This window comes from Microvirga sp. M2, assembly GCF_047497095.1.
Lineage (GTDB): Bacteria > Pseudomonadota > Alphaproteobacteria > Rhizobiales > Beijerinckiaceae > Microvirga.
The window spans coordinates 3,341,481-3,367,509 of the sequence record NZ_CP134063.1 but is presented as its reverse complement, the minus strand read 5'-3'; the positions used below and the strand labels follow the sequence as shown (position 1 = coordinate 3,367,509).

Genomic DNA, 26,029 nt, shown 5'->3' with positions numbered 1-26,029 from the left:
AGCCGATTTCAGGAAAGCCATGTCTTTATTCCGCGACGTCATTCTTTGCGCCGACGATTATGGCCTGAGCGACGGCGTCAGCCGCGGGATCGTGGAACTCGCGGCGATGGGCCGCCTGTCGGCGACGGGCGCCATGACCAGCATGCCCGGCTGGCGGCGGGCCGCGCGGGATCTCGCGCCGCTGAAGGGCCGGATCGGGACCGGCCTTCATCTCAATCTCACGACCGGGGCGCCTCTGGGCGCCATGGCACGGCTTGCCCCCGCCGGGCGCTTTCCCCCGCTCAAGGAGCTGCTGGCCCATGCGGTCCGGGGGCGGCTGAAGGGCGCCGAGATCCGGGATGAGATCGCGCGTCAGCTCGATGCCTTCGAAGACGCGCACGGGGAGCCGCCGTCCTTCGTCGACGGGCATCAGCACGTGCATGTGCTGCCCGGGGTGAGGGGGGCTCTTCTCCGGACGCTTCGGGAGAGGGGCTATGCCGGGCGCGTCTGGCTGCGCGATCCCACTGACGCGGCGACATCGATCCTGCGCCGCCCGGTCGGACGCGCCAAGGCGCTGGTCGTCAAAGGCTTCGCGCAGGGCTTTTCCCGCGACGCCCATGCGGCGGGCTTCATGACCAATCGGGGCTTTTCCGGATTCGCGCCGTTCGACCTGTCCGTTCCGGCCGGGCGGATCTTCGATGCCGCCTTCTCGCATATGGGGCCGAGCCCGCTCGTCATGTGCCATCCGGGCTACGTGGACGAGGAACTGCGCGGGCTCGATCCGGCGGTCGAAAGCCGGGTCGCCGAACTGGATTATCTGAAGTCCGACGCCTTCGGGGCGTTGCTGAAGGAGCAGGGGATCAGGCTCGTTCCCGGGCCATAGCGCCGCAAACGGAACGGGCCCCGCAAGGGGGCCCGCATGACGCAACGATAAACGAGGGATTACTTCGTCGCCGCTTCGAACATTTCCTCGACATGCTCCCAGTTCACCAGGTTGTCGAGGAAGGCCTTGAGATAGTCGGGCCGGCGGTTGCGGTAATCGATGTAGTAGGAATGCTCCCACACGTCGCAGCCGAGGATCGGCTGGGCGCCGTGGACCAGCGGGTTCTCGCCGTTGGGGGTCTTCATGACGGTGATCTTGCCGTCCTTCACGGCGAGCCAGGCCCAGCCGGAGCCGAACTGGCCGACGCCCGCCTGAATGAAGTCTTCCTTCATCTTGTCGACGGAGCCGAGATCCTCGACGATCTTCTTCTCGAGCTTGCCGGGCAGCGCGCCGCCGCCGTTGGGCTTCATCCAAAGCCAGAAGTGTATGTGGTTGTAGTGCTGGCCGGCATTGTTGAAGAGAGCCTGGTTCTTGCCGTAGGAACCCTTCACGACCTCCTCGACGCTCTTGCCTTCGAATTCCGTGCCTTTCAGCAGGTTGTTGCCGGTGTTGACGTAAGCCGCATGGTGCTTGTCGTGGTGAAACTCGAGAGTTTCGCGCGACATGTAGGGCTGCAGGGCATCGTAAGCATAGGGCAGTTCGGGCAGAGTGAACGACATCGGCGTCTCCTTTGGATTGAGCGACCTGTGATGGTTAGTTAAAGCGCCCCGCGCCCAAGAGCAACGGCCCGGGCCGGGACTTTTTTCTGCCCAATCTTTTCATGAGGTTGCCTTTCGCCTATAGAGGCATAGCTTTCCGTTTGAAAACCTTGTTCTGCGTATGATGGAGACTGCATGATCATCGCTCTTCTGGCTCTCGCTTTTGCGATGATCGTTGGCGGATTGCTGGCTGCTTTCTTCGGATGGGACATCGTTCTGATAGAACGTGGCTGGACGATGGTGATCGCCGGCAGCTTCAGCGCCGGTTGCGGCGCGCTGCTGCTCGGAATCACGGCAGCGGTATCGAAGCTCGCGCGCATTCAGTCCGAGCTCGCCCGCCTTCAGATCGGTTACGACGAAGCGGTTCGTGAGGAGGCCTCCGCCTCCACGAGCGGGCTCTCGGCGGCCGCTCTCGCCGGGGGGCTGCTGGGCGGGCGCATGTTCGGCCGTGGCGAGACCGCGGAGCCGGAGGAGGCTCAGCCGGACCTGCCGCTTTTCCCGCAGGGCGACGGGTCCGAGCCCGCAGCCGGAAGCCCCGTGGAGGCCGGTGGAGAAAAAGCCGGCGAAACCCGTCCGTCCGGAACGACCTTCGACGACAAGGCGCGTCCGGAGGAGGACGAATTCGAGGTCAAGGTTCCGGATTTCCTGCTCGCCGAACGCCGGGAGGAGACCACCGTCGAACTCCGCGACAGGCCGGCCGAGACGTCCTTGTTCGCCGATGAGCCCAAGCCGGCGGAGCCGGAGGAGGAGCCAGAGGAGGAGCATCGCGACGAGCGGGAGCGCGGCGAGCCCCGCGAGATTCCGGCCGGGCCCTTGCCGGCCTTCGAGCAGGACGCGGACACGCACGGGAAAGGCGTCGAGGCGGAGCGCGGCCCCGAGCCGTTTTCCGGAGGCGAGAAACCTGCCGCCGCGCCTGGGGAAGAGACGGCCGAGGAGAAGGCCGGTGAGGCCCGGCCCTCCGGCGCCACCGTCGTCGGCACGTACAATTCCGGCGACAATACCTACGTCATGTTCTCCGACGGCTCCATCGAGGCTCAGACCCCCAAGGGCGTTTTCCGCTTCCAGTCCCTCGACGAGCTGAAGGCCTTTATCGCGTCCGGTGGGGAAGGCGAAAGCTCCGCTACCTGAACAGCGGCGCGAGGGCCCGGAAATCCTCGGTCGCGGCCCTCTCCATCCATTCGAACGCGACCATCTCCGTCGTGACCCAGTGGCAGCCCGCATGAAGCAGGCGTGCGCAGGCCGCCTGGACGCTGTGCGGCGAGCGGCTCGAAACCCCGTCGGCGACCACGTAGATGTCGAGACCCATCTCCTTGAAGCCGAGCGCGCTCTGCAGCACGCAGATATGCGCCTCGGCCCCGCAGATCACGAGTTGGCCGCGTCCTTCCCCGCGAAGCAGCGAAACACGCTCCGCGATCGACGGATCGCCGGCCGAGGAGAAGCTCGTCTTCGACAGAACCGGCGTCGAAGCCGGAAGAGCCTCGGACACGGCTTCGACCGTCGGCCCGAGACCTTTCGGATATTGCTCCGTGACCGTCACGGGCACGCCGAGCCGGGAGGCCGCCTGCAGCAGGATGCCGATGTTCCGGAGCATCGCCTCTCCTTCGTGAATGGCGGGCATGAGCCTGGCCTGCGCATCCACCACGAGAAGATGCGATCGGTTTGCGCTCAACAACATGATGTCTCCTCATCGCGTCGGCGGATGACCGGACTGCCTTCCTCCGCCATCTGAAAGCTATCTGGATCGACGGCGTCGCCGACGGCGGCGTCAGTGATATCCAGCGAGCCGTTGCTCCAGCATCGGGTGTGAGACCGAACCCCCATCCGATGCCGTCAGTCTCTGTTTTCAAGCATCTTTTCACGCACAACCGGTTCCCACGTCCCGCGTTCGATGCGCTAGGCGTCCGGGTTGAAAAGGGGCGGCGCTCCCGGAATCGGCATGCTCATCGTGAAATGGAGGCCTTCCTCCGGAAAGTCCATGTTCACCTGAGCCTGGAGCTGCGTCGACAGCACGCGCTGCAGCAGGCGCGAGCCGAAGCCCTGCCGGCCCGGCGTGGCGACGCGCGGCCCGCCATTCTCCGTCCAGGCGAAGTGGAGCATGGGGCCGTCTTCGTCCGTCTCGATGGACCAGCGAACCTCCACCTGCCCGCCGAACGTCGAGAGAGCACCGTGCTTGGCCGCGTTGGTGGTGAGCTCGTGGATCGCCATGCCGATGGGCACGGCCGCCTCCGACGGGAGGTCCACATGCGGTCCCTCGATGAGGATGCGGTTGCGGGCCTCGTCTTCATAGGGGCCGAGCTCTGTCTCCACGAGCTGATGAAGATCGGCGCGCTGCCAGAGGTCCTCCGTCAGGAGGTTGTGCGTGCGTGCGAGCGACACGATTCGTCCGACGAAGCCCTGATAGAATTCGTCGATGCTGGACGACGTGCGCGCGGTCGAGCCGACGATGGCCTGCACCGTCGCCAAGGTGTTCTTGACGCGGTGGTGGAGTTCCCGGATCAGAAGGTGCTGGCGCTCTTCGGCCTGCTTGTAGCGGGTAATGTCGATATTGACGCCGACCAGGCGTGTCGGCGTGCCGTTGTCGTCGTAGAAGTACACCGATGTGGTGCCGATGAAGCGGACGCTCTTGTCGGGCCTGACGATCCGATAGGACAAGTTGAATTCTGTGTCGCGGCGCGATTCGGTGTCTTCCATCGTTTTGAGGACGGAAGCGCGATCCGCGGGATGAACCCTTTCCGTCCATCCGGAAAAATCCCCCTTGAACGTGCCAGGCTCGAAGCCGAACAGGTGCTCCTGCTCCGTTGTCCAGAGCACTTTGCCGGCCACCATGTCGTAATCGTAGACACCGATGCCGGCGGCGCGTTGGGCCAGCGAAAGGCGCTCCTCGCTGACGCGCAGGGCGGCTTCGGTTTCCTTGAGGTCGTGAATGTCGACGCTGGTGCCGACCCAGCCGCTGAATTCGCCCTCCTTGTAGAACGGCTCCGCCTGGATCAGGTGCCAGCGATAGGCGCCCGTGTGGGACCGGTAGCGGACCTCGGTCGTATAGGGCGTGCGGTCCGCCATGACGCTCTTCAACTCTTCATGCATGCGCGCCATGTCGTCGGGATGGATCGCCTGCATCCAGCTGTGGCCGAGGGCCTCTTCCGGCGGCAGGCCGGAATACTTCGCCCAGCGTTCGTTGGCATAGGTCAGGCTGATGTGCGGGTCGACGATCCAGACGAGCGCCGGCAGCGATTCCGCGATGATGCCGAACCGTGTTTCGGTCTCCCGCAGGCCCCGCTCCGCGCGCGCCTTCTCGATGGCGAGCCAGGTCCGTTCCGCGACATCCTCGATGAGCGCCACGTCCTCGCCCGTCCAGACCCGCGGGGCGGCGGAGCTCGTGGAGAGCACCGCCTTGAGATGATCGTTCCTGAGCACGGGCATGCAGACGAGCGATCTGATGTTCATATTGGTGTAACGCGCCTGATGGGCGGCGACGCGCAGGCGGGGATCCGCCTTGACGTCCTCGACGATCACCGGCTCGCCGTGCCGAAGGGCGGACAATTCGAACTCGGCGAGCTGATCGAACTTCTCCACCTTGCCTTCATTGGAGATGATGCCCTTCGACCATTCGCGCTCGACGACGATGTCGCCGCGCTCCTCGAAGACCTCGCCGTAGCTGGCCGCATCGATATCGAGAAAGTGCGCCAGATGCCGCGCCGCGGTCTCCATGATCTGGTGCGGATCGTCCAGGGTGCCGAGCTGGTCGTTGAGCTCCAGCAGGAATTCCTGGCGGCGCTGGGCGAGGGTGATCTCCTCCCTGGCTCTGTCCCGCTCCGTGATGTCCTGCACGACGCCCAGCGTATAGACCGGCTTGCCGTTCTGAGCGATCACCCCGCCGCGGACGTGAATGCGGCCGGGGCGTCCGTCCGCGCGGATGATGCGGTGCTCGATGTTGAAATCGGTCCTCGTCTTCAGCGCATAGGAAACCGCCTGATCGATCCGCGCCACGTCGTCGGGATGGAACATCGCCCGCAGCCCGTCATACGTGAGGGGCGCATCCGGCGGCAATCCGAAATAGGCCTTGAAGGCCGGGGTGCCGGTGACCTCGCCCGTTTCCTGGTCGCATTGCCACGCGCCGAGCCGGCTCACGTCGAGCGCCATGCGCAGCTTCGCCGCGTTGAGGCGAAGCGCCGTTTCGGCCTGCACCGCGCGCCGTTCCAGCTCTGCGAGGCGCTGCTCCGGAGTGACGTCGTCCGTTATGTCTGAATCGACTCGATTCATCATGAATGTACGTTCCCGAAGATTGGAGCCGCTCACACTCCCCGCGCGGCAACTCCGGCTTAGGTCAGACTTGCGGTCGGCCCCCGGCGCCCTCCGTGCATCCGAGCGCGAAGGTGTAGGCCAGCGCGACCTCCTCGAGCCGGTCGAACCGGCCTGCAGCGCCTCCGTGACCCGCGTCCATGTTGAGCTTGAGCAGGACGGGGCCTCCGCCCGTCATCCTTGCTCTCAGCCGTGCGACCCATTTGGCGGGCTCCCAATAGGTCACGCGCGGATCCGTCAGGCCGGCCAGCGCCAGAATCGCCGGGTAGGCCTGGGGCATTATGTTATCATAGGGCGAATAAGACAGGATAGTGCGGAAGGCCGTTTCGTCGGCGGCCGGATTTCCCCATTCGGGCCATTCCGGCGGGGTGAGGGGCAGCTCGGCGTCCAGCATGGTGTTGAGCACGTCCACGAAGGGGACCTCGGCGATGATTCCGGCAAAGAGGTCCGGCGCCATGTTGGCGACCGCTCCCATCAGCATTCCGCCCGCGCTGCCGCCATGGGCCACGATCCGCCCCCGGGAGGTATAGCCGGCCTTGGCCAGCGCCTCGCCGCAGGCGATGAAGTCTTTGAAAGTATTTATCTTCTTTTCGCGCTTTCCGTCCAGGTACCAGCGCCATCCCTTTTCCGTGCCGCCCCGGACATGGGCGATGGCATAGACGAAGCCCCGGTCCACCAGGGGCAGGATGCTCGTGCGGAAGCTCGCGGGCATCGACATGCCGTAGGAGCCGTATCCGTAGAGAAGGCAGGGGGCCGAGCCGTCGAGCGCGGTCTCCCGGCGGTGCAGGATCGAGATCGGCACCTGCTCTCCGTCCGGCGCCGTGGCGAAGAGGCGGCGGGTGACGTATTCGGCCGGGTTGTGGCCGCTTGGAACCTCCTGGCGCTTCCGCAGGGTGCGCTCGCCCGTCCGGAGATTGTAGTCGGTCACCTCGTTCGGGGTCGTCAGGGACGAGTAATGGTAGCGGATCACGTCCGTGTCGAACTCGTAGCCGGGCGTGAACCCGAGGGAATAGGCCTCCTCGTCGAAGGCGATGCTCTCCTCCCGACCGCTGGCGATCTCGCGCAGCACGATCCGGGGGCTGGCGTTCTCCCGCTCCAGACGGACGAGATAGCGTGCGAGCGCCACCACCGAGAGAATCATGATTCCCGGGCGATAGGGGATGAGATCGGTCCAGTTCGTACGCGCAGGGGCGTCCACCGGGGCCGTCACGATCTTGAAATCCTCCGCCCCATCCGCATTGGTGAGGATGATCAGGCGGTCGCCGTGATGCTCCACGTCGTATTGCAGCTGAGGCGTGCGCGCCTCGACGAGACGGGGGCGCGCGACGGCGTCGGACCGGTCGAGGAGCCAGACCTCCGAGGTTTCATGGTCGCTGGCCTCGATCAGCACGAAGGCGTCCGACTGGGTCACGCCGAGCTTCACGAAGAATCCCGGATCCTTCTCCTCGTAGATGGTCTGATCATCGGCCGTATCCGAACCGAGGAGATGGCGCCTGACGCGCACCGGACGGTGATTCTCGTCGAGCTCGACATAATAGAAGCCGGAACTGTCGTTGAGCCACACCACGCCCCCGGAGGTCTGGGGCACCTCGCCGGGGAGATCCCTGCCGGACCCGAGGTCGCGGACCCGGATCGTGAAGTATTCGGAGCCCTTCACGTCCGAGCCCCAGGCCAGGAGCCTGTGGTCCGGCGAATGATCCGCGCCGCCCAGGTCGAAGAAGGCATAGCCCTCGGCCTCCTTGTCCCCGTCGAGCATGATGGCCTCGCCGCCGCCGTCCCGGGGCTGGCGGCAGACGAGAGGATGCTGACCGCCTTCGCGGTAGCGGCTGAAATAGGCGAACGGGCCGTCGGGCTGCGGAACGGTGGAATCATCCTCCTTGATGCGCCCGCGCATCTCGGCGACGAGCCGGGCCTGGAAGTCCTCGGATCCGGCAAAGGCTGCGGAGGTATAGGCGTTCTCCTGCTCGAGGGCCTTGCGGATGGCCGGATCGAGGGCAGCCGGGTCCTTCAGCACGTCCTTCCAGTTCTCGGCCTTGAGCCAGGCATAGGGATCCTGGATCGCCACTCCGTGCACGTCGAAGCTGTGCGGCCTTGCGGGCGTGACCGGCGCGGGGGGCAGAAGGCGATTGGACGGGGGGTGCTCGAGTTTCATGAAATCATCCGGATCGGAGGCTTAAGGCAGGGCGATTATGCATACATAACTCGGATTCCCCATGCGGGGTCCGTGCCGGGCGTTGCCGGGCAATAGGCTTGTCCGCAGGGCGGCGCCATTATAGCTACTTCTTCTGATTCAGAGAGGACCGAATTCAATATTGTGCTGCTTCGGGGCGTTGGTGGGTTTCCCATCCGTTAAACCTGGGTTTATTGCACACTGAAAGTTGACCCCAAGTTTTCCAAAGTTTTCCTTTTATTGATCTTGTGTTTCAATCGAATTTGACATACCTGATCGGACAGGAACGATTGCCGTGCGTTTACAGTGCGGTTTAAGAAAGAGGCAAGCATTGCTTGCGCGATGACTGCTCAAAATCCCAGGCTGAAAGGCATTTGAGCTGTCATTGAGGGCCGGAAAGGAAGAAAATCAAAATGAGCGACAATATCGCTACGTCAAACTACATTGAGCTGGCTGCCGACATCGTATCGGCATACGTGAGCAACAACTCCGTTCCGTCGGGCGACCTGCCCACGCTGATCAACGAAGTCCACTCCGCTCTCATGCGCGTCGGCGGCGGCACCGTCGAAGCTCCGGTCGAAGCTCCGAAGCCCGCCGTTCCGGTGAAGAAGTCCGTCACTCCCGACTACATCGTCTGCCTGGAGGACGGCAAGAAGTTCAAGTCGCTGAAGCGTCATCTGCGCACGCAATACAACATGACTCCCGAGCAGTACCGCGAAAAGTGGGCTCTGCCGGTCGATTACCCGATGGTGGCTCCGAACTACGCCAAAGCCCGCTCCGAGCTTGCCAAGGAAATGGGCCTCGGCCAGCAGCGCCGGAAGCGCCGTTCGTCGCGCAGCAGCAGCTAAGCCGCTTGACGGAGAAGACCTTGAAAAGCCGCCCCTTCGGGCGGCTTTTTGCATGGACGGCTCACGGGCGACTCGCCTGAGAGAATGTTCCCATCGTGGCGCCAATGGGCCCGGGACGGGCGCTGCCCGACTTATCCTCGGTCTTATCAACAGTTTTGAATCCCGTTGACAACTAGGAATATGCGCCCACTATCGGACGTGGAGGGGCAAACCTTTCTTTCTTTATTTTCGGGAACAAATCATGAACAAAATTGAGAACGAACGACTTCATCAAGGCATTGCCCCCGCAGGACGTCGCAAGGCCCGGTCATCGGGAAAGGTCAAGGGAACAAGGCAGGCGGGGGGGCGGAACCCGTCCGCCAGCCGGGGCGGAAGGGCGGATGGCCTTTCGCGGGAGGCAGAACGCCTTCTGGCTGCACTCGACGCTGCGGACACACGCGCCATGGTGGATCCGACCGACGACGGCAGCGTCATCGTCCACAGGAAGCGCGCAGGAATCTCGGTCGGGGCCGGGCGCTTCGGGCGGATGGATGCGGAGGCGCTCGTCCGGCAGGATCTGGCGGTCTGGCGCGGCGCGGCGGGGCGGGAGATGCTGTCCTTGAGCGAGGCCGGGCGCTCCCATCTCCGGCGCGCCTCCGGACACGCGCCGGACGCGGCTTTCCTGAACCAGCATCGCGGCGTCGTGAACGCCACGATCGAGACCGAAACGGGCCCGGCGCGCGTCCGGATGGATCCGGAGGAGAGCCCGCTCGATTGGCTGCGCCGCCGCAAGGACCGGACCGGCGCGCCGCTGCTCGACGAGGCGGCCTACCAGGCCGGCGAGAGGTTGCGCACGGACATCATGCTGGCGGGCCTTGTGCCGGGCGTCACCGCCCGGTGGGATGCGGTCCCGACGGGCGGCCCCACGTCGCCTTCCGAAGCCACGGACCGCATGATCGCCGCCCGCCAGCGCATCCGGCATGCCTTCGCGGCGGTCGGATCCGATTTCGGCGACCTCCTGATGGATCTTTGCGGATTCCTCAAAGGCCTGGAGCTGATCGAGCGGGAGCGGGATTGGCCGCAGCGCTCCGCGAAGGTCGTGGTGCGCCTCGCCCTGGCCCGGCTCGCGGAGCATTACGGCATCGAGTCCACGGCGCGGGGGCCCGCGGCCGCGCGTGGAATCAGGGCCTGGCAGGCCGTCGTGATCGAAGGCGGGCGCGTCTGACGGGTGAGGGGATGCCCACCCTTGCGATCCCCGCAGGCGGGGATCCATCACCAAGGCATCTCAAGGAAAAAGCGCTTCGGTTCGCCGCCAGCCCATCCGACCCATCGCCTCCGCTTGAGGGACTGCTCCTAAAGAGCCGCCTGCGCGACCTGGGCGTCGCGGCGGATGCGCTCGACCATGGACCTGACGCCATTCGACCGCTGTGGCGTCAGATGCTCCGCGAGGCCGAGCTCCTTGAACAGAGCGAGGGCGTCGGTGGAGAGGGCCTCCTCCGGCGTCTTGCCGTCGTAGAGCGCGATCATCAGGGCGACGAGGCCGCGCACGATGTGGGCGTCGCTGTCTCCGAGGAGATGAAGCGTGGGTTTGCCCTGGGCGCGGTCGAGGCGCATGTCGATCCAGACCTGGCTCGCGCAGCCCTTCACCTTGTTGGCGTCGGTATGGGCCTCCTCGGGAAGCGGATCCATCATCCGTCCCAGCTCGATCACGTAGCGATAGCGCTCTTCCCAGTCGTCGAGCAGCTCGAAGTTGGAGACGATCTCGTCAATGGTCGGCAGCATGGCGGTCCTGCTTTGTCTGCCGGTCATATAATCATTGCGCGGGCGTTTGGCGACCGGGAGCCGGCCACGATCAGCCGCGCGGCCTGTGCGTCGATGGGGCGCGGTCTTCCGGCCGCAGGGTGTCCGACGGCCTCGCGGCCGGTGGCGTCAGGCCGGACGTGGTGAGGATCTTGTCGACGACGGCCTGCCTGGCGTTCTCGGGCAGGGCCTGCCACACGGTCTCGAGATGACCCGCCGATCCGTCCGCCGCAGGCTTAGGCGCCACGGGCGCCGCCTGCTCCACGCTCTTCGGCGAGAAGAAGTCCTGGACCGGATCGGGCCCTTCGCCGCGCTGGCGGACGGGCGAATAGTAGAAGATCGCGCCGACGATGAGGATGAAACGCAGAATCGAAAACATAAGGCGATTGCCGGTGCCAATCGAAAGATCAAAGGTGATGCATCATAACGTACGGCCCACGGCCCGCGTAGGCGAGCGGGATGGAACTTCGGAACAGGGTGAACGAAGGGTTAAAGGCCGGGCCGTTTCGGGCCGGGCCGTTAAGATCTTTGATTTGTAAGGAAAAAGCCCAGGCCGTCGCCTTGCCGGGACGCGCGCGGGGCGTCATTCTGCCGAGGGCCGTCGCGCCTTCGGAGCCGGGGAGGCGTGTGCTTAAGCGTTCGTTTAACGGGCCTCTGCCACGCTTTCGCCAAGAAGAGGGAGGAGCGGCCCTGTGTGCTCCCGCCCGTGATCCCCGGTCTCGACCGGGGCCCGTCACGCGGCGTCGGCGCCCGATCGTCGTGCTGCTCCTTCAACGTATGGGATGATAGTTGTGCGTGATGCTTTCGCTGCCGAGACCGATGACGATTTCGACCTGCCCGCCGTCGTGCGGCGGAAGGCTTCGCCGCGTCCGCAGTCGAAGCGGGCCTCCAAAAGGCCTCCGCGCAAGATCGGCATGGGCGAAAAGCTGGCGGCCCAGGCTCTGAAGCATCCCGGACGCGTGGCGGCATCCGTGCTCCTGGCGGCCTGCGCGGGCGCCATCGCCTGGAACGCCCTGCTGTCGCAGAGCACCCGCCATCCCGCGCCGCTGTTCTCGCATCACGAGCCGTCCGTTGCCGCATCGGTCCCCGTTGCCGTGCATGCCGAACCGACGCAGCCTCTGCCGCCGGCCCGGCCCGGGGCCGAGGCTCACGAGATGCAGGCGCTGGCCGTGCACGAGCAGGACGAGCCGCCGGCTCCGGTCGAGGCGGCTCCCGCCGCTTCCGCGCCGCGTCCCGCACCGCGCAGCGGCATCTCGGACCTGATCCGCAACAACGGTGTGCCGGCTCCCGCGCCGCAGCGGCCGCAGCAGGCGGCGGTTCAGGCATCGGCCCCCCCGCCGGTGCAGAGCCGCGCGGCGACGGTGCGCGATCCCATTGCGGAAATGATCCGCCTCGGCGGGCCGGTTCCGACGCCGCCCGCCAATGTGGGCCGGCCCGACGGCGGCGATGCCGTGCTCTCCGGCCAGCGCGCCCTCGCGCGGCTGGGCTACGGCGTGAAGGTCGACGGGATGATGGGGCCGGGAACCCGCCAGGCGATCGAGCGCTTCGAGCAGGACCGGCGTCTTCCCGTCACCGGCGCCTTCGGACCGCGCACGATGCGCGAACTCTCCGTCGCCTCGGGCATTGCCGTTCAGTAATGGCTCGTCTGCGCTCCGATTTCTTCGTGTCCGCCTATCTGCGCCGCTGCGGCGTCGAGGGCGTGGAGGCGGCTTTGCGCAAGCGCGGCGCCGCCGAGGCCGGCGCGATCTTCGTCAAGATCGACCATCTGGACGGGACGGCGAGCCTCTACGGGCCCGCGCCGCAGCTCTTCGTCGACGACAGCGGCGAGCGTCTCTTCGCGCCGATCCTGCAGGGTGTGACGCCTCTCGACGTGGAGGAGCGGATGGCCCGGGAGCAGCGCTTCGATTCCGATCTCTGGCTGGTGGAGGTGGACGACCGCCAGGGCCGCCACTTCCTCGATCTCGCACCCGAATCCTAGAACATTCAACCCAAAAGCGGGCACCGGTTGTGGGTTCGATATTCTAAAACGGCCGGCTCGCCTCGCGGAGCGCCTTCGCGCCCAGAATCGTCTCGACGAGGACGAGAGCGACCGGGCCGGGGACCTCGCGCATGGTGCGCACGAGACTGCGGATCGCCGAGAGCGGATAGGAGAGCGCGGGATGCAGGGTCAGGAGGATGCGGATCGCATCCCGCTCGGGCATTCCCAACGCCTTCAGCGCCAGGGCGAGAAGCGGATGGCGGCCGGTCTGAAGCAGGCGCCATTCAATGGGGTCCGGGAAGCCGAAGGCCCGCGTCAGCAATCGCTCGAAGCCTGGAACGTCGCCCTCGTTCGCGGCCTTGCGCAGCGCCGCCGCATCGTGCTCCGCGAGGCGGCAGGTCGCCGCGCAGGCGGGCGCGAGCAAGGTCGCGATCGTCTGCCGGATGAGCCGCCGCCGCTCGCGATCGGCCGCCAGATAGAGGCATGATTCCTGCGTCGCGGAGAGATCGCCGCGCCGGAGGAGGATGCGGGCGAGGGCAGGGCGTTCGAGCGCCCGCCGGACCAGTTCATGAAAGGCCGGCATCGAGGACGGGAATGCCGGATTGGCCGCGAGGCTGTCTTCGCTGGAGTCCTCCCGAAGCACCAGCAGGCGCTCGATATCGGTCTCGTCGAGACGGTCGCGCGAGGCAAGCAATGCGCGTCCCGCCGCCGTTGCGAACGGACGCCTGTCGAAGCGGCAACCGGGCGATGACGCGCCTTGCGGCGGGATGGTCTCGCGCGATTCCGGCAGGTGCCTGCGCAGATAGTCGAGAACGGAACGCGGTGTGTCCTGGCAGCGTGTGAGGATCTGCGCGATCTCGATGAGGGTGGCGCGGTCGGCCTTCGGCAGGAAACCCAGCGCCAGGGCCTCGAAGGTCTCGATGCTCTCGCGGTCCCGTGCGGGTGCTGCGACGAACATCTCCGCATTGACCTTGAGAAGGGCCGCGCAGGCATCCGCGCCGCTCAAATCGGACAAGGCGGGCCAGAGACCCGGGTTCGCAGAGGACGCCATATCCAACACCTTCTCCAGCGCAGCCCGGTTAAAACCCTAGAGAACGGCGGTTAAGCGGATCTTTATGCCGCGCGCCGGATGGGCTCTCCAGGTCGCACTTTCGAAGGGTGCGCCGTCAATGTGCGCGAGGACACACACACATTCGTGAATCCCGGAACTCAAGCGCTGCCGTCGCTGTTGTTTTCTTGCGAGACCTGGCGTTTTTCCGACGACCCCCCACGTCCAGGAAACGGTCTGTTAACCATAAGGCTTTTTTCGTGAGCGAGTTGCAGTGACAGATTTCAGCACGTGAGAGGAGAAGACAATGCAGGATGCGTGGACGAGATCGCCAGGAGTGGTGATCGCTTTTCCCGATGCCGCCGACAGGCCGCAACGTCCGCACTTGAATGCCGACGAGCCGCGGGGCGAAATTCTCCTCTTCACGGGCGTGCGCTACGAGCGGCCCGAGCCGAGTCCCGGTCCGTCCCGCCCTTACGCCAGCAGCCGTCCGGGCCGTCGGCGCTCGTAGTTTTTCTTGAGTTTTTTGTCGAAGCGAGACGCTTTTCGCGTCAGGCGAGGGCCCGTGGCACCTCGCGCGCCATCAGCACCGCGTCCGGTCCGTATGTGAGGAGTTTCGCCTCGAGACCGGGAATATTCCTGACGTGAAAGCCCAACCGCTCCCAGAAGGCCTGCGAGTTGTTGACGGCGACCAGTGAGAGAGTGTCGAAGCCGGCGTCCCGCGCGTGGTGGAGAAGCCGTTCGCCCACCTGCCCGGCATGGCCCTTGCCGCGGGCCGAGGGCAGCAGCGCCACGTCATGGACGTAATAGGTCGTCGCATCGCCCGGGATGTGTCCCAGGCGCGAGTTCAGCGGGGGCGGCGTCCCGAAATGCCAGGGATGGGTGAGCGCATAGCCGAGGAGGTGGCCGCTCTCCTCGAGGGCGAGGCAGCCTTGCGGATAGAGGCGCAGGCGTTCCTCGAAGACGTGCCTGTCTTCCGGGTGGTCGAGATGGATCGTGTCCGCCAGGATCTGCACCTGCGCGAGATCCTGCGCGGTCATGGGACGCCAGGGCATGGTGGGCTCGGTTCAATCGGTCGGTTCGGTGATGCAGGATACGGCTTTCGCGGCCTCTTCGGCCTGCGGCCGCTGGCTGGCGGTGGGAGCCGCCACCCGCACGATGACGAAACCCTGCTGCTCGGGAGCGACGATCCGCACGTCGCGGGAGGGCTCGTTCTCGTCTTCCGCCGCCCGCGCCTCATCGAGCTGGCGCGCCGTCATGGCGACGATCTCCAATTCCCCGCGCACGGCGGCACGGTCCGTGACGGCGAAGAACACGCCGCCCGATTTCCGGTGAAAGGAGAAGGACAAAAGGTTCGGCCCGGTCTGGGCCGAAACCCGAATCGCGCCGTTGCGCAGATCGAACGCGCAGGCTGCGACCGCGACCGCCGGATCGGGCAGGGGCATCCAGGTATCCGTGCCGCCCGGAGCGCTGATGATCTGCGCCGCGTCGGCCGTGAGAGTCGATTGAACCTTGGAGAAGGCGTCATTCTCGGCAAGATACGGCGTCGCCAGAATGGATGCGATATGCACGCCCGCGGCCAGCACAAGGCCGCAGAGAGTGGCGATCAGAAAGCGACCCCAGCCCCTCATGCGCCGCACTCCACGCGCCGGATGGATGGAAAGACGCTCTCGGTCAGCCCCGTGCCCGCGGCGCCGGGCGTGTCGTAGAGCCTGAGCACGACGCTGAACCTGCCCGAAGGCGGAAGCTGGAGCCAGTTGCCGTCATGGAGGTTGCGGGAGAGGGCGATCTCGAATCCATCCTCGTCGTCGCGCAGAAGTTCCGCGGAGGTGAAGCTGCTCCGTCCCAGTTCGGTCTGAAGAAGGCGGCCGTTCTGATCGTAGACGGAAAAGGTCCAGAGGCGGGCTGTCGGGGCCACCGAACCGACGCGATAGGTACAGGCGGAATCGAGATCCCTGCCTTCACTGTCGGTCTTCGCCGTGAACCCGAGGCCTTCGCCGGTGGCCAGGGGAACATCGCCGCGTTCGGCCAGGATCGCCCGCATATAGGGATCGGCCGAGGTCGAACCGAGGGCGGGCCATGCCGTCCACGAGCCGATGCGCAATCTGCCGAAAGGCGGCTCGCCCTTGAGCATCCAATAGGTCGAGCCCAGTCCCAGACCGAGCGCGAGAAGAACCGCGTACACAACCAGCAATGCGGTGGGGACGGATCGAAAAGTCACGGGCTTGGATGCGGCGTCGGGCGCGCGCATCGAACCCGCCCCGGGGGCGTTCGTCAATAGAGCCTCGGTCGTCATCGTTACGGCATCGCCACTTGGCGGGACGCTTCGACGGAGCCCGTCATCCGCGGAACGCCGCTTTCCTTCGCGGTGGATATGGAGCGCTCGGCGGATTGGAACAGGGTGCCGATCCCTCCCAGAACTTCAAAGGATTTCCGGGACAGGGTGCCGGCCAGGAAGGCGGACGTCGGACCCTGCGCCTGGTCGGCCGCCGGGCGGCTCGACGTGGCGACGCGGGCGAAGGGACCGGGGTCGACGCCGGGAATCGGCCGGATCTCCAGGTTCTGGTGGGCGAAGTCCATCACTTCGTGCCACGTATGGGCCGGAAGGGTGCCGCCGGTCATGTTGTTCATGGGCTTGGAATCGTCGTTGCCGTACCAGACGGCGGCGACGAGATTGCCGGTGAATCCCACGAACCAGGCGTCCTTGTAGGCGTTGGTCGTGCCGGTCTTGCCCGCCGTGGGAATCCCCTCGAGGCCCGCGCGCCGGCCGGTGCCTTCCGTGACCACCTTGTTGAGCATGAAATTCATGTCGTTGACGACGCGGGTTTCCAGCACCTGCTTGGGCGGCGTGTCGCGATCGTGCCGGTAGATCACCTCTCCCGAGGAATTGCGCACTTCCCAGGCGGCATAGGGATCGGCCCGATAGCCGCCATTCGCGAACACCGCATAGGATGACGCCATGTCGATCGGCGTTACCTCGGCGGCCCCGATGGGAAGGGGAGCCTCGTTCGCCAGCGGATGGGTCAGGCCCATGCGCTTGGCGGTGTCGATGATGACGGTGCGGCCGGCCTTCGCGTTGCCCTTGCCGATTTCCACCGACATCCGCACCGGGATGGAGTTGATCGAGCGAGCCAGGGCCGAGACCAGTGGCATCGATCCGGCATAGGAGCGGCCGTAATTCTGCGGGCACCAGTTGCCGAGGCAGATGGGGGCATCGACCACGGTCGAGCTGGGCTTGAGCTTGGGATTGGTGGTCAAGGCGGCCGCGTAGACGAAGGGCTTGAAGGAGGAGCCCGGCTGGCGCAGGCCGTTGGTGGCGCGGTTGAACTGGCTCTGGCCGTAATCGCGCCCGCCCACGATGGCCCGGACGGCTCCGTCGACATCCATGACCACGATCGCGCCCTGGCCCGCGCGGTACTGGCGCCCGTTCTGGCGCAGTTCGCTTTCGAGAAGCTCTTCCGCATGTCGCTGCAGGGAGGTGTCGAGGGGCGTCTTGACGGTGAGCACGCGCTCGGTGCCGAACTTCTTCTCGGCGGCCAGAGCCTTCACCTGTTCGAAGGCCCAGTCGAGATAGAAGTCGGGCGTCGTTTCGCGCTCGCGGCTCACCGGGGTCGCCGGGTTCCGCCGCGCGGTCTGGATCTGGCCCTCGGTGAGGAAGCCCGCCTCGACCATGTTGCGCAGGACCTCGTTGGCGCGGGCGCGGGCCGCCGGCAGGTTCACGTGGGGCGCATATTTCGTCGGGGCCTTGAACAGGCCCGCCAGCATGGCGGACTCGGCCAGGGTCAGGTCCTTGGCGGGCTTGCCGAAATAATAATCGGCCGCCGCCACCACGCCATGGGCGCCGCCGCCCATATAGGCGCGGTCGAGATAGAGCTTGAGGATCTCATCCTTGGTCAGGTGGAATTCGAGCCAGACGGCCAGGAAGGCTTCCTTGATCTTGCGCTCGAGGGAGCGCTCGTTCGTCAGGAACAGGTTCTTCGCCAGCTGCTGGGTGATGGAGGATCCGCCCTGGACCACGCCGCCGCCCTGGGTATTGACCACGAGCGCCCGCATGGTGCCGATGGGATCGATACCCCAGTGATCGTAGAAGCGCCGGTCCTCTGTCGAGAGCGCCGCCTTGATCATGTAGTCCGGGAAGTCCTCGAGCTTGTAGGAATCGTCGAGATGCAGGCCGCGCCGCCCGACCTCCTGCCCGTAGCGGTCCACGAAGGTGACCGCGAGATCCTGGGTCTTCAACCAGTCGTCCTCGGTCTCCCGGAAGGCCGGAAGCGCCAGGGCCAGCATGACGATGCCGCCGGCGGTGCCCAGGGTCGTCGCTTCGCTCGTCAGGTCGAGGACCACGCGCAGGGGCCCGCGGAAACGCAGGCTCTTCATCTTTTCCGAATAGGATTCGTAGGCCGAAGCCAGACCGCGCCCGCTCTGGAACAGAAACGAGTTCAGCCACGCGTCCAGCCAGAGCGCGGCACGCTTGATCCGTGTCGAGAGAGGGGTGGAGGGATGCTGGCGCACGGTGGTCCTTCGGGGGGAGGGTCAGGAATACCTGAGACCTTGCTTATGATCGTTTGTTTCCCTAACGGCAACGGTTGCACGTTATGGAATGTCTTTTCAACAACTCGCGAACAGGTTCTCCGGTTCAAAATAGATGTACCACGCCTGGGGAAAAGGTCGGTAGACGTGTGTTGCCGCACCCTTCCTTCAAACCGCCGCAAAGAGAGACCACAGAGCGCCCATGTCCCAAACCGCACACGATCCTCGCTCCGAGCCGGAGGAGCTGCCGTTCTGGCGCGCCAAGACGCTCGATGCGCTCAGTCTCGACGAATGGGAGAGCCTGTGCGACGGCTGCGGGCGCTGCTGCCTCGTCAAACTCGAGGATGAGGATACGGGCGAGGTACTCTACACGGACGTGGCCTGCACGCTTCTCGACGGCGGGACCTGCCGGTGCCGCGATTACCCGAACCGCCAGGCCAAGGTGCCCGATTGCGTGCGGCTCACCCCCGAGACGGTGCGGGGGCTGTCCTGGCTGCCGAAAACCTGCGCCTATCGCCTCGTCTCCGAGGGCCGGGATCTGCCCTGGTGGCACCCCCTCGTGTCGGGCGATCCCGAGACGGTTCATGCCGCCGGCGTGTCCGTGCGGGACCGGGTCGCGGGCCCCGAGGAGGATTTCAGCCTGGCGGAGCTCCTCGAACGGCTCACGGACTGGCCGATGGAGGAGGCCGACGGCTAATCTGGGCCTCCCCCTGTTTTGCCTTGTCCTCACCCGGAATGGTTGTGGGCTCGCCCAGGGTCTCGCGGACATAGAGCTTCTTCACGAGCACGAAGACGACCACGGCCAAGGGGAAGCCGACGATCAGCCCGAGCGTGCCGAACAGGACGCTGCCGATCAGGATGGCGAAGAGGGCGAGCGCCGGAGGGGTGGCGATGAGGTTTTTCGTCACCAGCGGCTGGATGACGTTGCCCTCGATCTGCTGAATGACCAGCGCGGCGAGGATCGTCCAGAGCGCCGTCTCGCCGCTCATCGTGAAGGCGATCAGGACCGCGGTGGCCGCTCCCAGGAATGGACCCAGGAAGGGAATGAAATCCGCCAGCCCCGCGATCAGGCCCAGCGCATAGGGAGAGGGCAGGCCGATCCACCAATAGGCCAGGGTCGACAGGACGCCCACGCAGGTCATGGCGATGAGCTGTGAGATCAGCCACAGCCGCAGCGCCTCGCCGGAGGCGCGAAGCGAGCTTTCGACGCGCTCGTGGTGGCGCACCGGAAAGAGCTTGATCGCCCCTTGCAGATAGGTGTTCGGGGAGGCCGCGATGTACACGCCCGCCACGATCACCAGCACCGCATTCGTCAGGCCGCCCAGGATGGTGCCGCCGATCCCGGCGAGACGCGATGCGATGCCGCCGGCCGGTATGTCGCTCAGCATGTCGTTCAGATTGTCCGTCACGGAGCCGAAGCCGAAATTCCTGCTGATGCTGTCGATGGCGACGGGAAGCTGCTCGGCCACGTTGGCGAATTGCGACCGGATCTGAGTGCCGAACAGAATGGCCAGGACCACGAAGAGGCCAAAGATGAGCAGGGACGCGGCGGCCAGGCTCCAGCGCTCGGGCACGCGAAGATAGCGTGCGAGCACGTCCGCGAAGGCATGCAGGATGATCGCGACGAGAACGGCCGCGAACGCCAGAAGCGCGACATCCGCGAGCTTCCAAAGCAGGAGGGCGAGCACGGCGAGCCCCAGGACGATGAGCGTTTTCCGCACGAACTCGGCATCGCCCATGATCTTGCGAAAGGAATAACCGTCTTCGTCCATCACCTCTCCCCGGGCTCGTCACGGGGGACAATGGGAACCGCAAAGCTGGGTTCCGTCACGAGCCTTCGCGCTTTCATGTCGAATTCGTACAGCTTGGCTGCCGGCGCTGTGAGATGGGCGCTCCTGCCGTGTCCGGGAACGTAAAACGGAAAAGAAGGTTGATTGTGCGGAAGGAGGAAGGATGTAATGACCTCGAACGTGATCTGCTTTTTGCTTGGAACCGTTTTTCCTCTGGCAGCCGTCGGCTGGATGATTGCTCATCATTAGCCGGATATTTCATCGATCTCGAAGATGAGGCTGGAAAATAGCCACGCACCGCTTGCCGGGGCATGGACAATCCCGTCGGGAATTCTTGCGAGGTTCTCCAGCGCATCGTGCGGAAAAGTGGCCCCGGTTTTTCGCCGGAACGATGCGCTTCTCTAAAATGGAGCATCGTGCGGAAAAGTGGCCCCGGTTCTTCGCCGGAACGATGCGCTCCTCCAAGAAGGGACAGCGGAGTTCAGGATCAGCGTGAGGCGATGGACGCGCGCTTGATCAGCTCCTCCCGCAAGGGAGCCGGCAATTCGATGCCGCTCAGACGCCAGGTCAGGTTCTTCAGACGCATGGTGATCCTGAATTGCCTGTCCTTCGGCTGATCGACGGGAACCGGGATCGTGATGCTCCTGAAGCCCTGCGCCTCCGAGAAGAAGAAGGTCTTCCACGCGAGCTCCGGCGAGCCGTAGCCGATCTGGAGGCGAGCGGCGGCCGCGCCGTTCGGGCTTCGGCCCGTCGCCCGCTCGGGCCAGCCGTCCTCGAACAGATCGACCAGAGCCTGGGGCGTCACGAGCTGTTCCACGACCGGGTTGAGAACGGAGCTTCCCGCCTGGGTCGCGACGTCGAGCTCTGCCCCGTCCAGGTCCTTGTCCTTCAGGTACTCGCCGAGGATCTGACGGGAGAGGGAGGCCCGCAGGGCGGTGAAATTCACGCGCTCCTCGATTCGCTTCAGGTCCTTGGCCTCGACCGCCTTGCCGAGGTCGTACAGGCCCACGAAGGGCGAGACCATGAAGATCGCCCAGGCCAGGAAGAGGAGAAAGCAGATCCGTACCGTCCAGCGCATGTCGTCGACCGTTCCTTCCCGAGGCACCCGGCTCTCGCCTCGTCCGCGCGGGGTGCGCGACAGCCGGCGGGTCCTCAATGTGGGGAACGCCCGAGTCGGAAAAAGGGCAACCGAATGGCCGCCCTTTCGCAATCCACGGTTCGTCCGAGGGCGTCGGGAGGACCGTATCCTCGTCCTGTCACCCACTCTTCGCCGGCACCCGGCTCTCGCGTGGTTCCCGCGAAGGCCTGCACCTGAATCGCGGCCGCCATCCCCGCGAAGACGGGACCCGGGTCCGCGACAGTCGAAGAACAGCGCTTCGGATCGCCCGCGCCCCATTCCGCGCCGTCCGCGAAGATGGATCCCGGGCTCAGCCTGCGGCTGTCCCGGGATAGCGGAAGCGCGCGGACTGGAGAGGCGCTTACCCGCGGGCGCGGGCGCGGATCATGAAGGTGTCGTAGGCGTACTCGGCCACCTGGAACCAGAGATACTCCTCGTTGCGGAAGCCACGGATGCTTTCGTAGATCTTCTTGAAGTCCGGGTTCTTTCCGGACACCTCGTCATAGACCTCGTTGGCGGCCTTGTAGGCGGATTCCATGATCTCCTGCGAGAAGGGGCGCAGCTGCGTGCCGGCGCCGAGCAGGCGCCGCAGGGCGGCGGGATTGCGCGCGTCGTATTTCGCCAGCATGTCGTTGTTGGCGTAGCCGGCGGCGGCAGTCAGGATCGCCTGATAGGATTTCGGCAGCTCCTTCCATTTCGCGCTGTTGATGAACAGGTGGATGGACGGTCCGCCTTCCCAGAAGCCGGGATAGTAGTAGAACGGCGCGACCTTGGCGAAGCCGAGCTTCTCGTCGTCGTAGGGTCCGACCCATTCGGCGGCGTCGATGGTGCCGCGCTCGAGCGACGGGTAGATGTCGCCGCCCGGAATCTGCTGCGGCACGACGCCGAGTTTCGCCAGCACCATGCCGGCAAGGCCCGCGATGCGCATCTTGAGACCTTTGAGATCTTCGACGGTCTTGATCTCCTTGCGGAACCAGCCGCCCATCTGCACGCCGGTATTCCCGGCCGGCATGCCGTACATGTTGTGCTTGGCATAGAACTCGTTGAGCAGGTCGGTGCCGCCGCCGTGATAGAGCCAGGCGTTCTGCTGGCGGGCATTGAGCCCGAACGGCAGGGCGGTGCCGATCGCGAAGGTCGGGTCCTTGCCGAAATAATAATAGGAGCAGGTATGGCCCATCTCGATGGTGCCGTTGCCGACCGCATCGGCCACCTGCGGCGTGCCGACGATTTCGCCGGCCGCGAAAGGCTGGATCTGGAACTTGCCGTCCGTAGCCTCCGAGACGAATTTCGCGATCACTTCGGACGCGCCGTAGATCGTGTCGAGGGACTTCGGAAATCCGGATTGCAGGCGCCACTTCATCTCCGGCATCGTCTGCGCGATGGCGGGAGCCGCCACCGCCGTCGAGGCGGTGCCGATTGCGGCGGCCTGCAAAAATTGACGACGTTTCATAGTTTTATTTTCCTCTCTGGCCGTGACTTCAGTCACTTGCCCCAATTGACACCTAATTTCGTTCTGTTCGCAAGAAGGGATAACGCCGTTATCGACCAATGGCGGAGAGGACGTGTGAAAACTCCTTCCGGCGGCTCATGAGACCGGCACGTCGATGGAGCAGACCACGCCCGCCGGCTCGTAGGCGATATGCGCCGTGCCGTTCAGTTCCCGCGGGAGTCCGGCCTGGATCAGCCGCGAGCCGAAGCCCATGCGCGACGGGGGGCCGACCGGAGGACCGCCGCGCTCCTCCCAGCGCATCCTCAGCCGCGATCCGGCGGAGTCCGTCAGGACCGACCAGCCGATGCGGATCCGCCCCGAGGGACGGCTCAGGGCGCCGAACTTGAGGGCGTTGGTGAACAACTCGTGCAGGGTCATGGACAGGCTGAGCGCCATCGGCGGCGCGATGCGCAGGTCCGGTCCCCCGATCGCGATGCGCGCGTCTTCCGCGCCGCCCGCCGCCCCATAGGGCGCGCAAGCCTCGCTCACGACATCGGACAGGAGCGCGCCCTCCCAGTTCTCGCGGGTGAGCACGTCATGGCCGCGCGAGGGCGAGCAGCCGCGCCTCGAAGGCGCGCCGCGCCGCCCGGACCTCGTCGTCCGCATGGGCTGCGAGCCGCCCGAAGCTCTGGGCCGCCAGGGACTGAACCGTTGCAAGCGTATTCTTCACCCGATGATTGAGCTCGTGGATGAGAAGGCGCAGATGCTCGTCCGACTGCTTGTGATCGGTGATATCGATCTGGAGCCCGTCCCAGACGGCGCCGCCATCGGGGAGCGGCCGTCGCGTCGCCACGATCCGCTGCCATCGCGGCTCGCCCGTCGCGCCGTGGCGGATGACGACTTCCATGTCGAAGGGCTCGCCCGTGACGTGGGACTCGGTCTGCCTCCGAAACATGGGCTCGCGGAATTCCGGCAGGAGCAGGTCGTAGAGCGCCGACGGATCGTCGAGCGCGCGTTCGGCCGGGACGCCGTTGAGCCGTTCGCAACTCGCCGAGACATAGATGAAGCGGCGGTCGAAGAGATTGTCCGCGTCGCTCATCTGGTAGACCATGCCGAGCGGCAGATGATCCGCGAGCGCGCTCAGCTGCGCCTGGCTCTCCTTCAGATAATCCTCCGCCCTGCATCGCTCGGTCCGGTCGCGGAAGCTGACGGCGATGCCCCCGTCATAGGGAAAGACCCGAAACTCCAGAGTCCGGTCGGGAGCGATGACGGACCTCGCCTCGAATGAGGCCGCGACGCCCGTGCCGAGGACGTCTTCGTAGCGCCTGCGCAGCTCCGTTCCCTCGGAACCGGGAGCGACGTCCCAGATCACGCGGCCGAGCATCTCGCCGGCCGGGATGCCGAAATGCTCCTGCGCCGCGCGGTTGACGGAGGTGAAGCGCCAGTCGCCGTCCAGGGAATAGAAGGCGTCGCCGATTCCGTCGAGAAGGGCCGCGAGCCTCTCGTCGGCCTTCGCCTCCGCGGTGCGGACGGCAACGTGCGCAACCGCGCCGCCGTTGAGGCCCCGAGGCCTTTCGTATGCCTTCGCGACAATGAGATCGTCAGGAACCGGCTGCATGTCGGAGGCGGGAGTCGCGATGGAGCGAGGCGCGGTCATGTCACGATATATAATCACCTTGCATTCGATCCGCAATCCTCGCTGTTCGGTTGCGGAGTGGATACGTCAGCCGGAACAAAATCTTACGGTCTCCGCCGATCCGAAGACCGTCCCGGAGGCGTGCCCGGAACCCGACCGCCATCCCTGCCTCTCATGCCATCGACGCCCTTCGGGTATCCCCGCGAAGGCGGCGATCCATATCCGCTGACGGCTCAGGAACAGCCCGGCATTCGCCGACCGCTTCCGTCGGCATCCGCTCGCCTTCGGATGATGATGCACGAGACGCGGGTGCCCGACCGCGAAGACCGGACCTGCTGTGACGAAGGAATCAGTTTCGGGGCTCGCTGAAGGCTTCCGCGGCGCAGACCAGAGCGAACAGAGCCGTCACGCCGAGCAGCTCGGCGACGTTCAGCACGATGGCTGGATCGAGGATCGAGGAAAGCGCGCTCGTGGCGAGCGCAATGATCGTAGCCCAGGCGAGCATGGGCTTTCTCCCGGAAGATAGTCGTGCGTCCTAATAATCCCAAAGAGACAAAGAAGTTCCTAATTTCGTCCCGCAATTTTTCTTGCGGTTTTCGCGCGATGCGGCTCACGGATGTCGCCGGGCGCATTATCTGGGTCGAGAGCATTTTCGGCGAAGCGGATTCGGTTCGCCGCCCAAAAAATGCGGTTGAGCCAAGAATGAGCCAAGAACAAGAATGAGCCAAGAACAAGAGCTGCTTCCCCTAAGGTGAAAGCAGCTCTGGAAAAGCAAAACGCGTTAGGAGCGTATCATCGTGCGACCCTTGATCGATCGGAGCGTCGGAAATCTTCCCTGTCCGGATGAAGCTCTCCTGGCGGAGGCGCGCCGGACCGCGCCGGATCCGTCCGCGCATGCCGCGTTTCTGCAGCGGATCGACGCTTTCCACATCCTCGAATTCCAGCCCGCGCGCGAGGCCGAAGCATGTCCCGATCGGCTGCGGATCGCGGCCCTGAACGCCGAGCGGCTGACGCGGCCCGATGCGGTCGTGCGGCTGAAGGAGCGGACCGGCGCGGACGTGCTGCTCCTGAGCGAGGCGGATATCGGCATGGCGCGCTCCGGCAACGTTCATACCGTTCGCGACGTCGCGGGCGCGGCCGGGGACGGCTATGTCTTCGGCGTCGAATTCGTGGAGCTCGATCTCGGCGACCGGGAGGAGATGCACCGCCATGCGGGCGGGCGCAATGTCTGCGGGCTCCACGGCAACGCCATCGTCAGCGGCCTCGCGCTGGAGCGGCCGCATCTGATTCCGCTCGAGGAGAGCGGCCGGTGGTTTGCGGGATTCGAGGGCGCGCAGCGACGAATCGGCGGGCGAATCGCGCTCGCCGCGCGGGTGGCGGGCGCACCGAAGCCGCTCTGGGTGGTGAGCCTGCATCTCGAAAGCAAAACGGATGCCGCCGACCGGCAGGCGCAAATCCGGAATCTGCTGCAAGCGCTGGATCGGCTCGCGCCGGGCGAGGCCTGCATCATCGGCGGAGATTTCAACACCAAGGCGCTGCCGAAAGGCGAGGGGGATCAGCCTCTCCTGATCGAAGAGCCCGATCGGTTCGAACCGCTTTTTGCGGATCTTCGCGAAGCGGGGTTCTCCTGGGCGGGCGCAAATCTCGCCGCGCCGACTCAGCGCGATAGCCTGTCGAAGGCGCATCCGCGCCCGTTCGGAACGCTCGACTGGCTTTTCGTGCGCGGCGCCGCGGCAAAAAATCCGCAGGTCGTTCCATCCCTGGACGAGGAGGGGCGGCCCATCTCCGATCACGAGATGGTCGTCGTCGATGTCTCATTCGACACATGACGTGCGACGGAAGGGGCGT

General features: G+C 65.4%; 24 protein-coding genes and 1 pseudogene. 9 read left to right on the top strand and 16 right to left on the bottom strand.

Translation table 11 applies throughout. The annotated features are described in order from the left end of the window. Positions 1-19: 19 nt before the first annotated feature. Positions 20-862, top strand: a complete 843-nt coding sequence (locus RE429_RS16020) for a ChbG/HpnK family deacetylase (RefSeq protein WP_414471715.1) — start codon at positions 20-22, stop codon at positions 860-862. Between the two features lie 59 nt (positions 863-921). Here RE429_RS16020 and RE429_RS16015 read toward each other — a convergent pair whose 3' ends face one another. Beyond that, the gene (locus RE429_RS16015) at positions 922-1,521 is read right to left on the bottom strand and encodes a superoxide dismutase (RefSeq protein WP_414471714.1); all 600 of its coding nucleotides are present in this window, start codon (positions 1,519-1,521) and stop codon (positions 922-924) included. 174 nt (positions 1,522-1,695) lie between these two features. On the opposite strand from RE429_RS16015, the gene RE429_RS16010 reads away from it, so the two are divergent. Then, entirely contained in the window at positions 1,696-2,688 is a 993-nt protein-coding gene (locus RE429_RS16010; protein WP_414471713.1) for a hypothetical protein, read from the top strand. On the opposite strand, the gene RE429_RS16005 is transcribed toward RE429_RS16010, so the two are convergent. The 3 genes from RE429_RS16005 to RE429_RS15995 all read right to left on the bottom strand — a co-directional run bounded on the left by RE429_RS16005 (position 2,681) and on the right by RE429_RS15995 (position 8,011). Next, entirely contained in the window at positions 2,681-3,235 is a 555-nt protein-coding gene (locus tag RE429_RS16005) for a hydrolase (RefSeq protein WP_414471712.1), read from the bottom strand. The two genes, RE429_RS16010 and RE429_RS16005, sit on opposite strands and share 8 nt — an antisense overlap. A gap of 218 nt (positions 3,236-3,453) precedes the next feature. After that, positions 3,454-5,823, bottom strand: a complete 2,370-nt coding sequence (locus RE429_RS16000; RefSeq protein WP_414471711.1) for a PAS domain-containing protein — start codon at positions 5,821-5,823, stop codon at positions 3,454-3,456. 61 nt (positions 5,824-5,884) lie between these two features. Continuing rightward, positions 5,885-8,011 carry a S9 family peptidase gene (locus RE429_RS15995; RefSeq protein ID WP_414471710.1) on the bottom strand — a complete coding sequence of 709 codons (2,127 nt, stop codon included), beginning with the start codon at positions 8,009-8,011 and terminating at the stop codon, positions 5,885-5,887. Positions 8,012-8,442: 431 nt separating this feature from the next. On the opposite strand from RE429_RS15995, the gene RE429_RS15990 reads away from it, so the two are divergent. Both RE429_RS15990 and RE429_RS15985 read left to right on the top strand, forming a co-directional pair. Then, positions 8,443-8,877, top strand: a complete 435-nt coding sequence (locus RE429_RS15990; RefSeq protein WP_414471709.1) for a MucR family transcriptional regulator — start codon at positions 8,443-8,445, stop codon at positions 8,875-8,877. 442 nt (positions 8,878-9,319) lie between these two features. Continuing rightward, positions 9,320-10,081 (top strand): DUF6456 domain-containing protein, encoded by a 762-nt coding sequence (locus tag RE429_RS15985; protein ID WP_414471708.1) that lies wholly within the window; start codon positions 9,320-9,322, stop codon positions 10,079-10,081. Between the two features lie 128 nt (positions 10,082-10,209). Here the strand turns inward: RE429_RS15985 and RE429_RS15980 are convergent, their stop codons facing one another. Then, complete coding sequence (locus tag RE429_RS15980) at positions 10,210-10,638, bottom strand: SufE family protein (RefSeq protein ID WP_414471707.1); 429 nt, start codon at positions 10,636-10,638, stop codon at positions 10,210-10,212. 70 nt (positions 10,639-10,708) lie between these two features. Then, positions 10,709-11,035, bottom strand: a complete 327-nt coding sequence (locus tag RE429_RS15975; protein WP_414471706.1) for a hypothetical protein — start codon at positions 11,033-11,035, stop codon at positions 10,709-10,711. A gap of 412 nt (positions 11,036-11,447) precedes the next feature. Here RE429_RS15975 and RE429_RS15970 point away from each other — a divergent pair, with 412 nt between their 5' ends. Together RE429_RS15970 and RE429_RS15965 are read left to right on the top strand one after the other, a co-directional pair. Continuing rightward, entirely contained in the window at positions 11,448-12,293 is an 846-nt protein-coding gene (locus RE429_RS15970; RefSeq protein WP_414471705.1) for a peptidoglycan-binding protein, read from the top strand. Then, positions 12,293-12,634, top strand: a complete 342-nt coding sequence (locus RE429_RS15965; RefSeq protein ID WP_414471704.1) for a DUF1491 family protein — start codon at positions 12,293-12,295, stop codon at positions 12,632-12,634. Before RE429_RS15970 ends, RE429_RS15965 begins: the two co-directional genes overlap by 1 nt. A 43-nt stretch (positions 12,635-12,677) precedes the next feature. On the opposite strand, the gene RE429_RS15960 is transcribed toward RE429_RS15965, so the two are convergent. Then, positions 12,678-13,685, bottom strand: a complete 1,008-nt coding sequence (locus RE429_RS15960) for a hypothetical protein (protein ID WP_414471703.1) — start codon at positions 13,683-13,685, stop codon at positions 12,678-12,680. A 304-nt stretch (positions 13,686-13,989) separates the two neighbouring features. On the opposite strand from RE429_RS15960, the gene RE429_RS15955 reads away from it, so the two are divergent. Then, the gene (locus tag RE429_RS15955; protein ID WP_414471702.1) at positions 13,990-14,193 is read left to right on the top strand and encodes a hypothetical protein; all 204 of its coding nucleotides are present in this window, start codon (positions 13,990-13,992) and stop codon (positions 14,191-14,193) included. Positions 14,194-14,233: 40 nt separating this feature from the next. Here the strand turns inward: RE429_RS15955 and RE429_RS15950 are convergent, their stop codons facing one another. From RE429_RS15950 to RE429_RS15935, 4 genes are read right to left on the bottom strand one after another with little or no spacing between them, the layout of a single operon-like run. Beyond that, entirely contained in the window at positions 14,234-14,737 is a 504-nt protein-coding gene (locus tag RE429_RS15950) for a GNAT family N-acetyltransferase (protein ID WP_414471701.1), read from the bottom strand. Positions 14,738-14,749: 12 nt separating this feature from the next. Continuing rightward, on the bottom strand, positions 14,750-15,313 hold the full coding sequence (locus tag RE429_RS15945) for a hypothetical protein (protein ID WP_414471700.1): 564 nt from the start codon (positions 15,311-15,313) through the stop codon (positions 14,750-14,752). Beyond that, on the bottom strand, positions 15,310-15,933 hold the full coding sequence (locus RE429_RS15940; protein ID WP_414471699.1) for a DUF1214 domain-containing protein: 624 nt from the start codon (positions 15,931-15,933) through the stop codon (positions 15,310-15,312). The genes RE429_RS15945 and RE429_RS15940 overlap by 4 nt, the downstream gene beginning before the upstream one ends. A 47-nt stretch (positions 15,934-15,980) precedes the next feature. Further along, positions 15,981-18,191 carry a transglycosylase domain-containing protein gene (locus RE429_RS15935; protein WP_414471698.1) on the bottom strand — a complete coding sequence of 737 codons (2,211 nt, stop codon included), beginning with the start codon at positions 18,189-18,191 and terminating at the stop codon, positions 15,981-15,983. Between the two features lie 220 nt (positions 18,192-18,411). Between RE429_RS15935 and RE429_RS15930 the strand changes: the two genes are divergently transcribed. Beyond that, the gene (locus RE429_RS15930; RefSeq protein ID WP_414471697.1) at positions 18,412-18,906 is read left to right on the top strand and encodes a YcgN family cysteine cluster protein; all 495 of its coding nucleotides are present in this window, start codon (positions 18,412-18,414) and stop codon (positions 18,904-18,906) included. Here the strand turns inward: RE429_RS15930 and RE429_RS15925 are convergent. The 5 genes and pseudogenes from RE429_RS15925 to RE429_RS15905 form a co-directional block, all read right to left on the bottom strand. Continuing rightward, the gene (locus RE429_RS15925; RefSeq protein ID WP_414471696.1) at positions 18,872-19,981 is read right to left on the bottom strand and encodes an AI-2E family transporter; all 1,110 of its coding nucleotides are present in this window, start codon (positions 19,979-19,981) and stop codon (positions 18,872-18,874) included. The two genes, RE429_RS15930 and RE429_RS15925, sit on opposite strands and share 35 nt — an antisense overlap. Positions 19,982-20,486: 505 nt before the next feature. Next, positions 20,487-21,104 carry a DUF2939 domain-containing protein gene (locus RE429_RS15920; protein ID WP_414471695.1) on the bottom strand — a complete coding sequence of 206 codons (618 nt, stop codon included), beginning with the start codon at positions 21,102-21,104 and terminating at the stop codon, positions 20,487-20,489. A 373-nt stretch (positions 21,105-21,477) separates the two neighbouring features. Then, positions 21,478-22,566, bottom strand: a complete 1,089-nt coding sequence (locus RE429_RS15915; protein WP_414471694.1) for a TRAP transporter substrate-binding protein — start codon at positions 22,564-22,566, stop codon at positions 21,478-21,480. Positions 22,567-22,701: 135 nt separating this feature from the next. Then, positions 22,702-24,163 (bottom strand): annotated as a pseudogene (locus tag RE429_RS15910) (sensor histidine kinase). A 367-nt stretch (positions 24,164-24,530) separates the two neighbouring features. Next, positions 24,531-24,686 carry a hypothetical protein gene (locus RE429_RS15905; RefSeq protein WP_414471693.1) on the bottom strand — a complete coding sequence of 52 codons (156 nt, stop codon included), beginning with the start codon at positions 24,684-24,686 and terminating at the stop codon, positions 24,531-24,533. A 292-nt stretch (positions 24,687-24,978) separates the two neighbouring features. Here RE429_RS15905 and RE429_RS15900 point away from each other — a divergent pair, with 292 nt between their 5' ends. Further along, entirely contained in the window at positions 24,979-26,010 is a 1,032-nt protein-coding gene (locus RE429_RS15900; RefSeq protein WP_414471692.1) for an endonuclease/exonuclease/phosphatase family protein, read from the top strand. Positions 26,011-26,029: the final 19 nt, after the last annotated feature.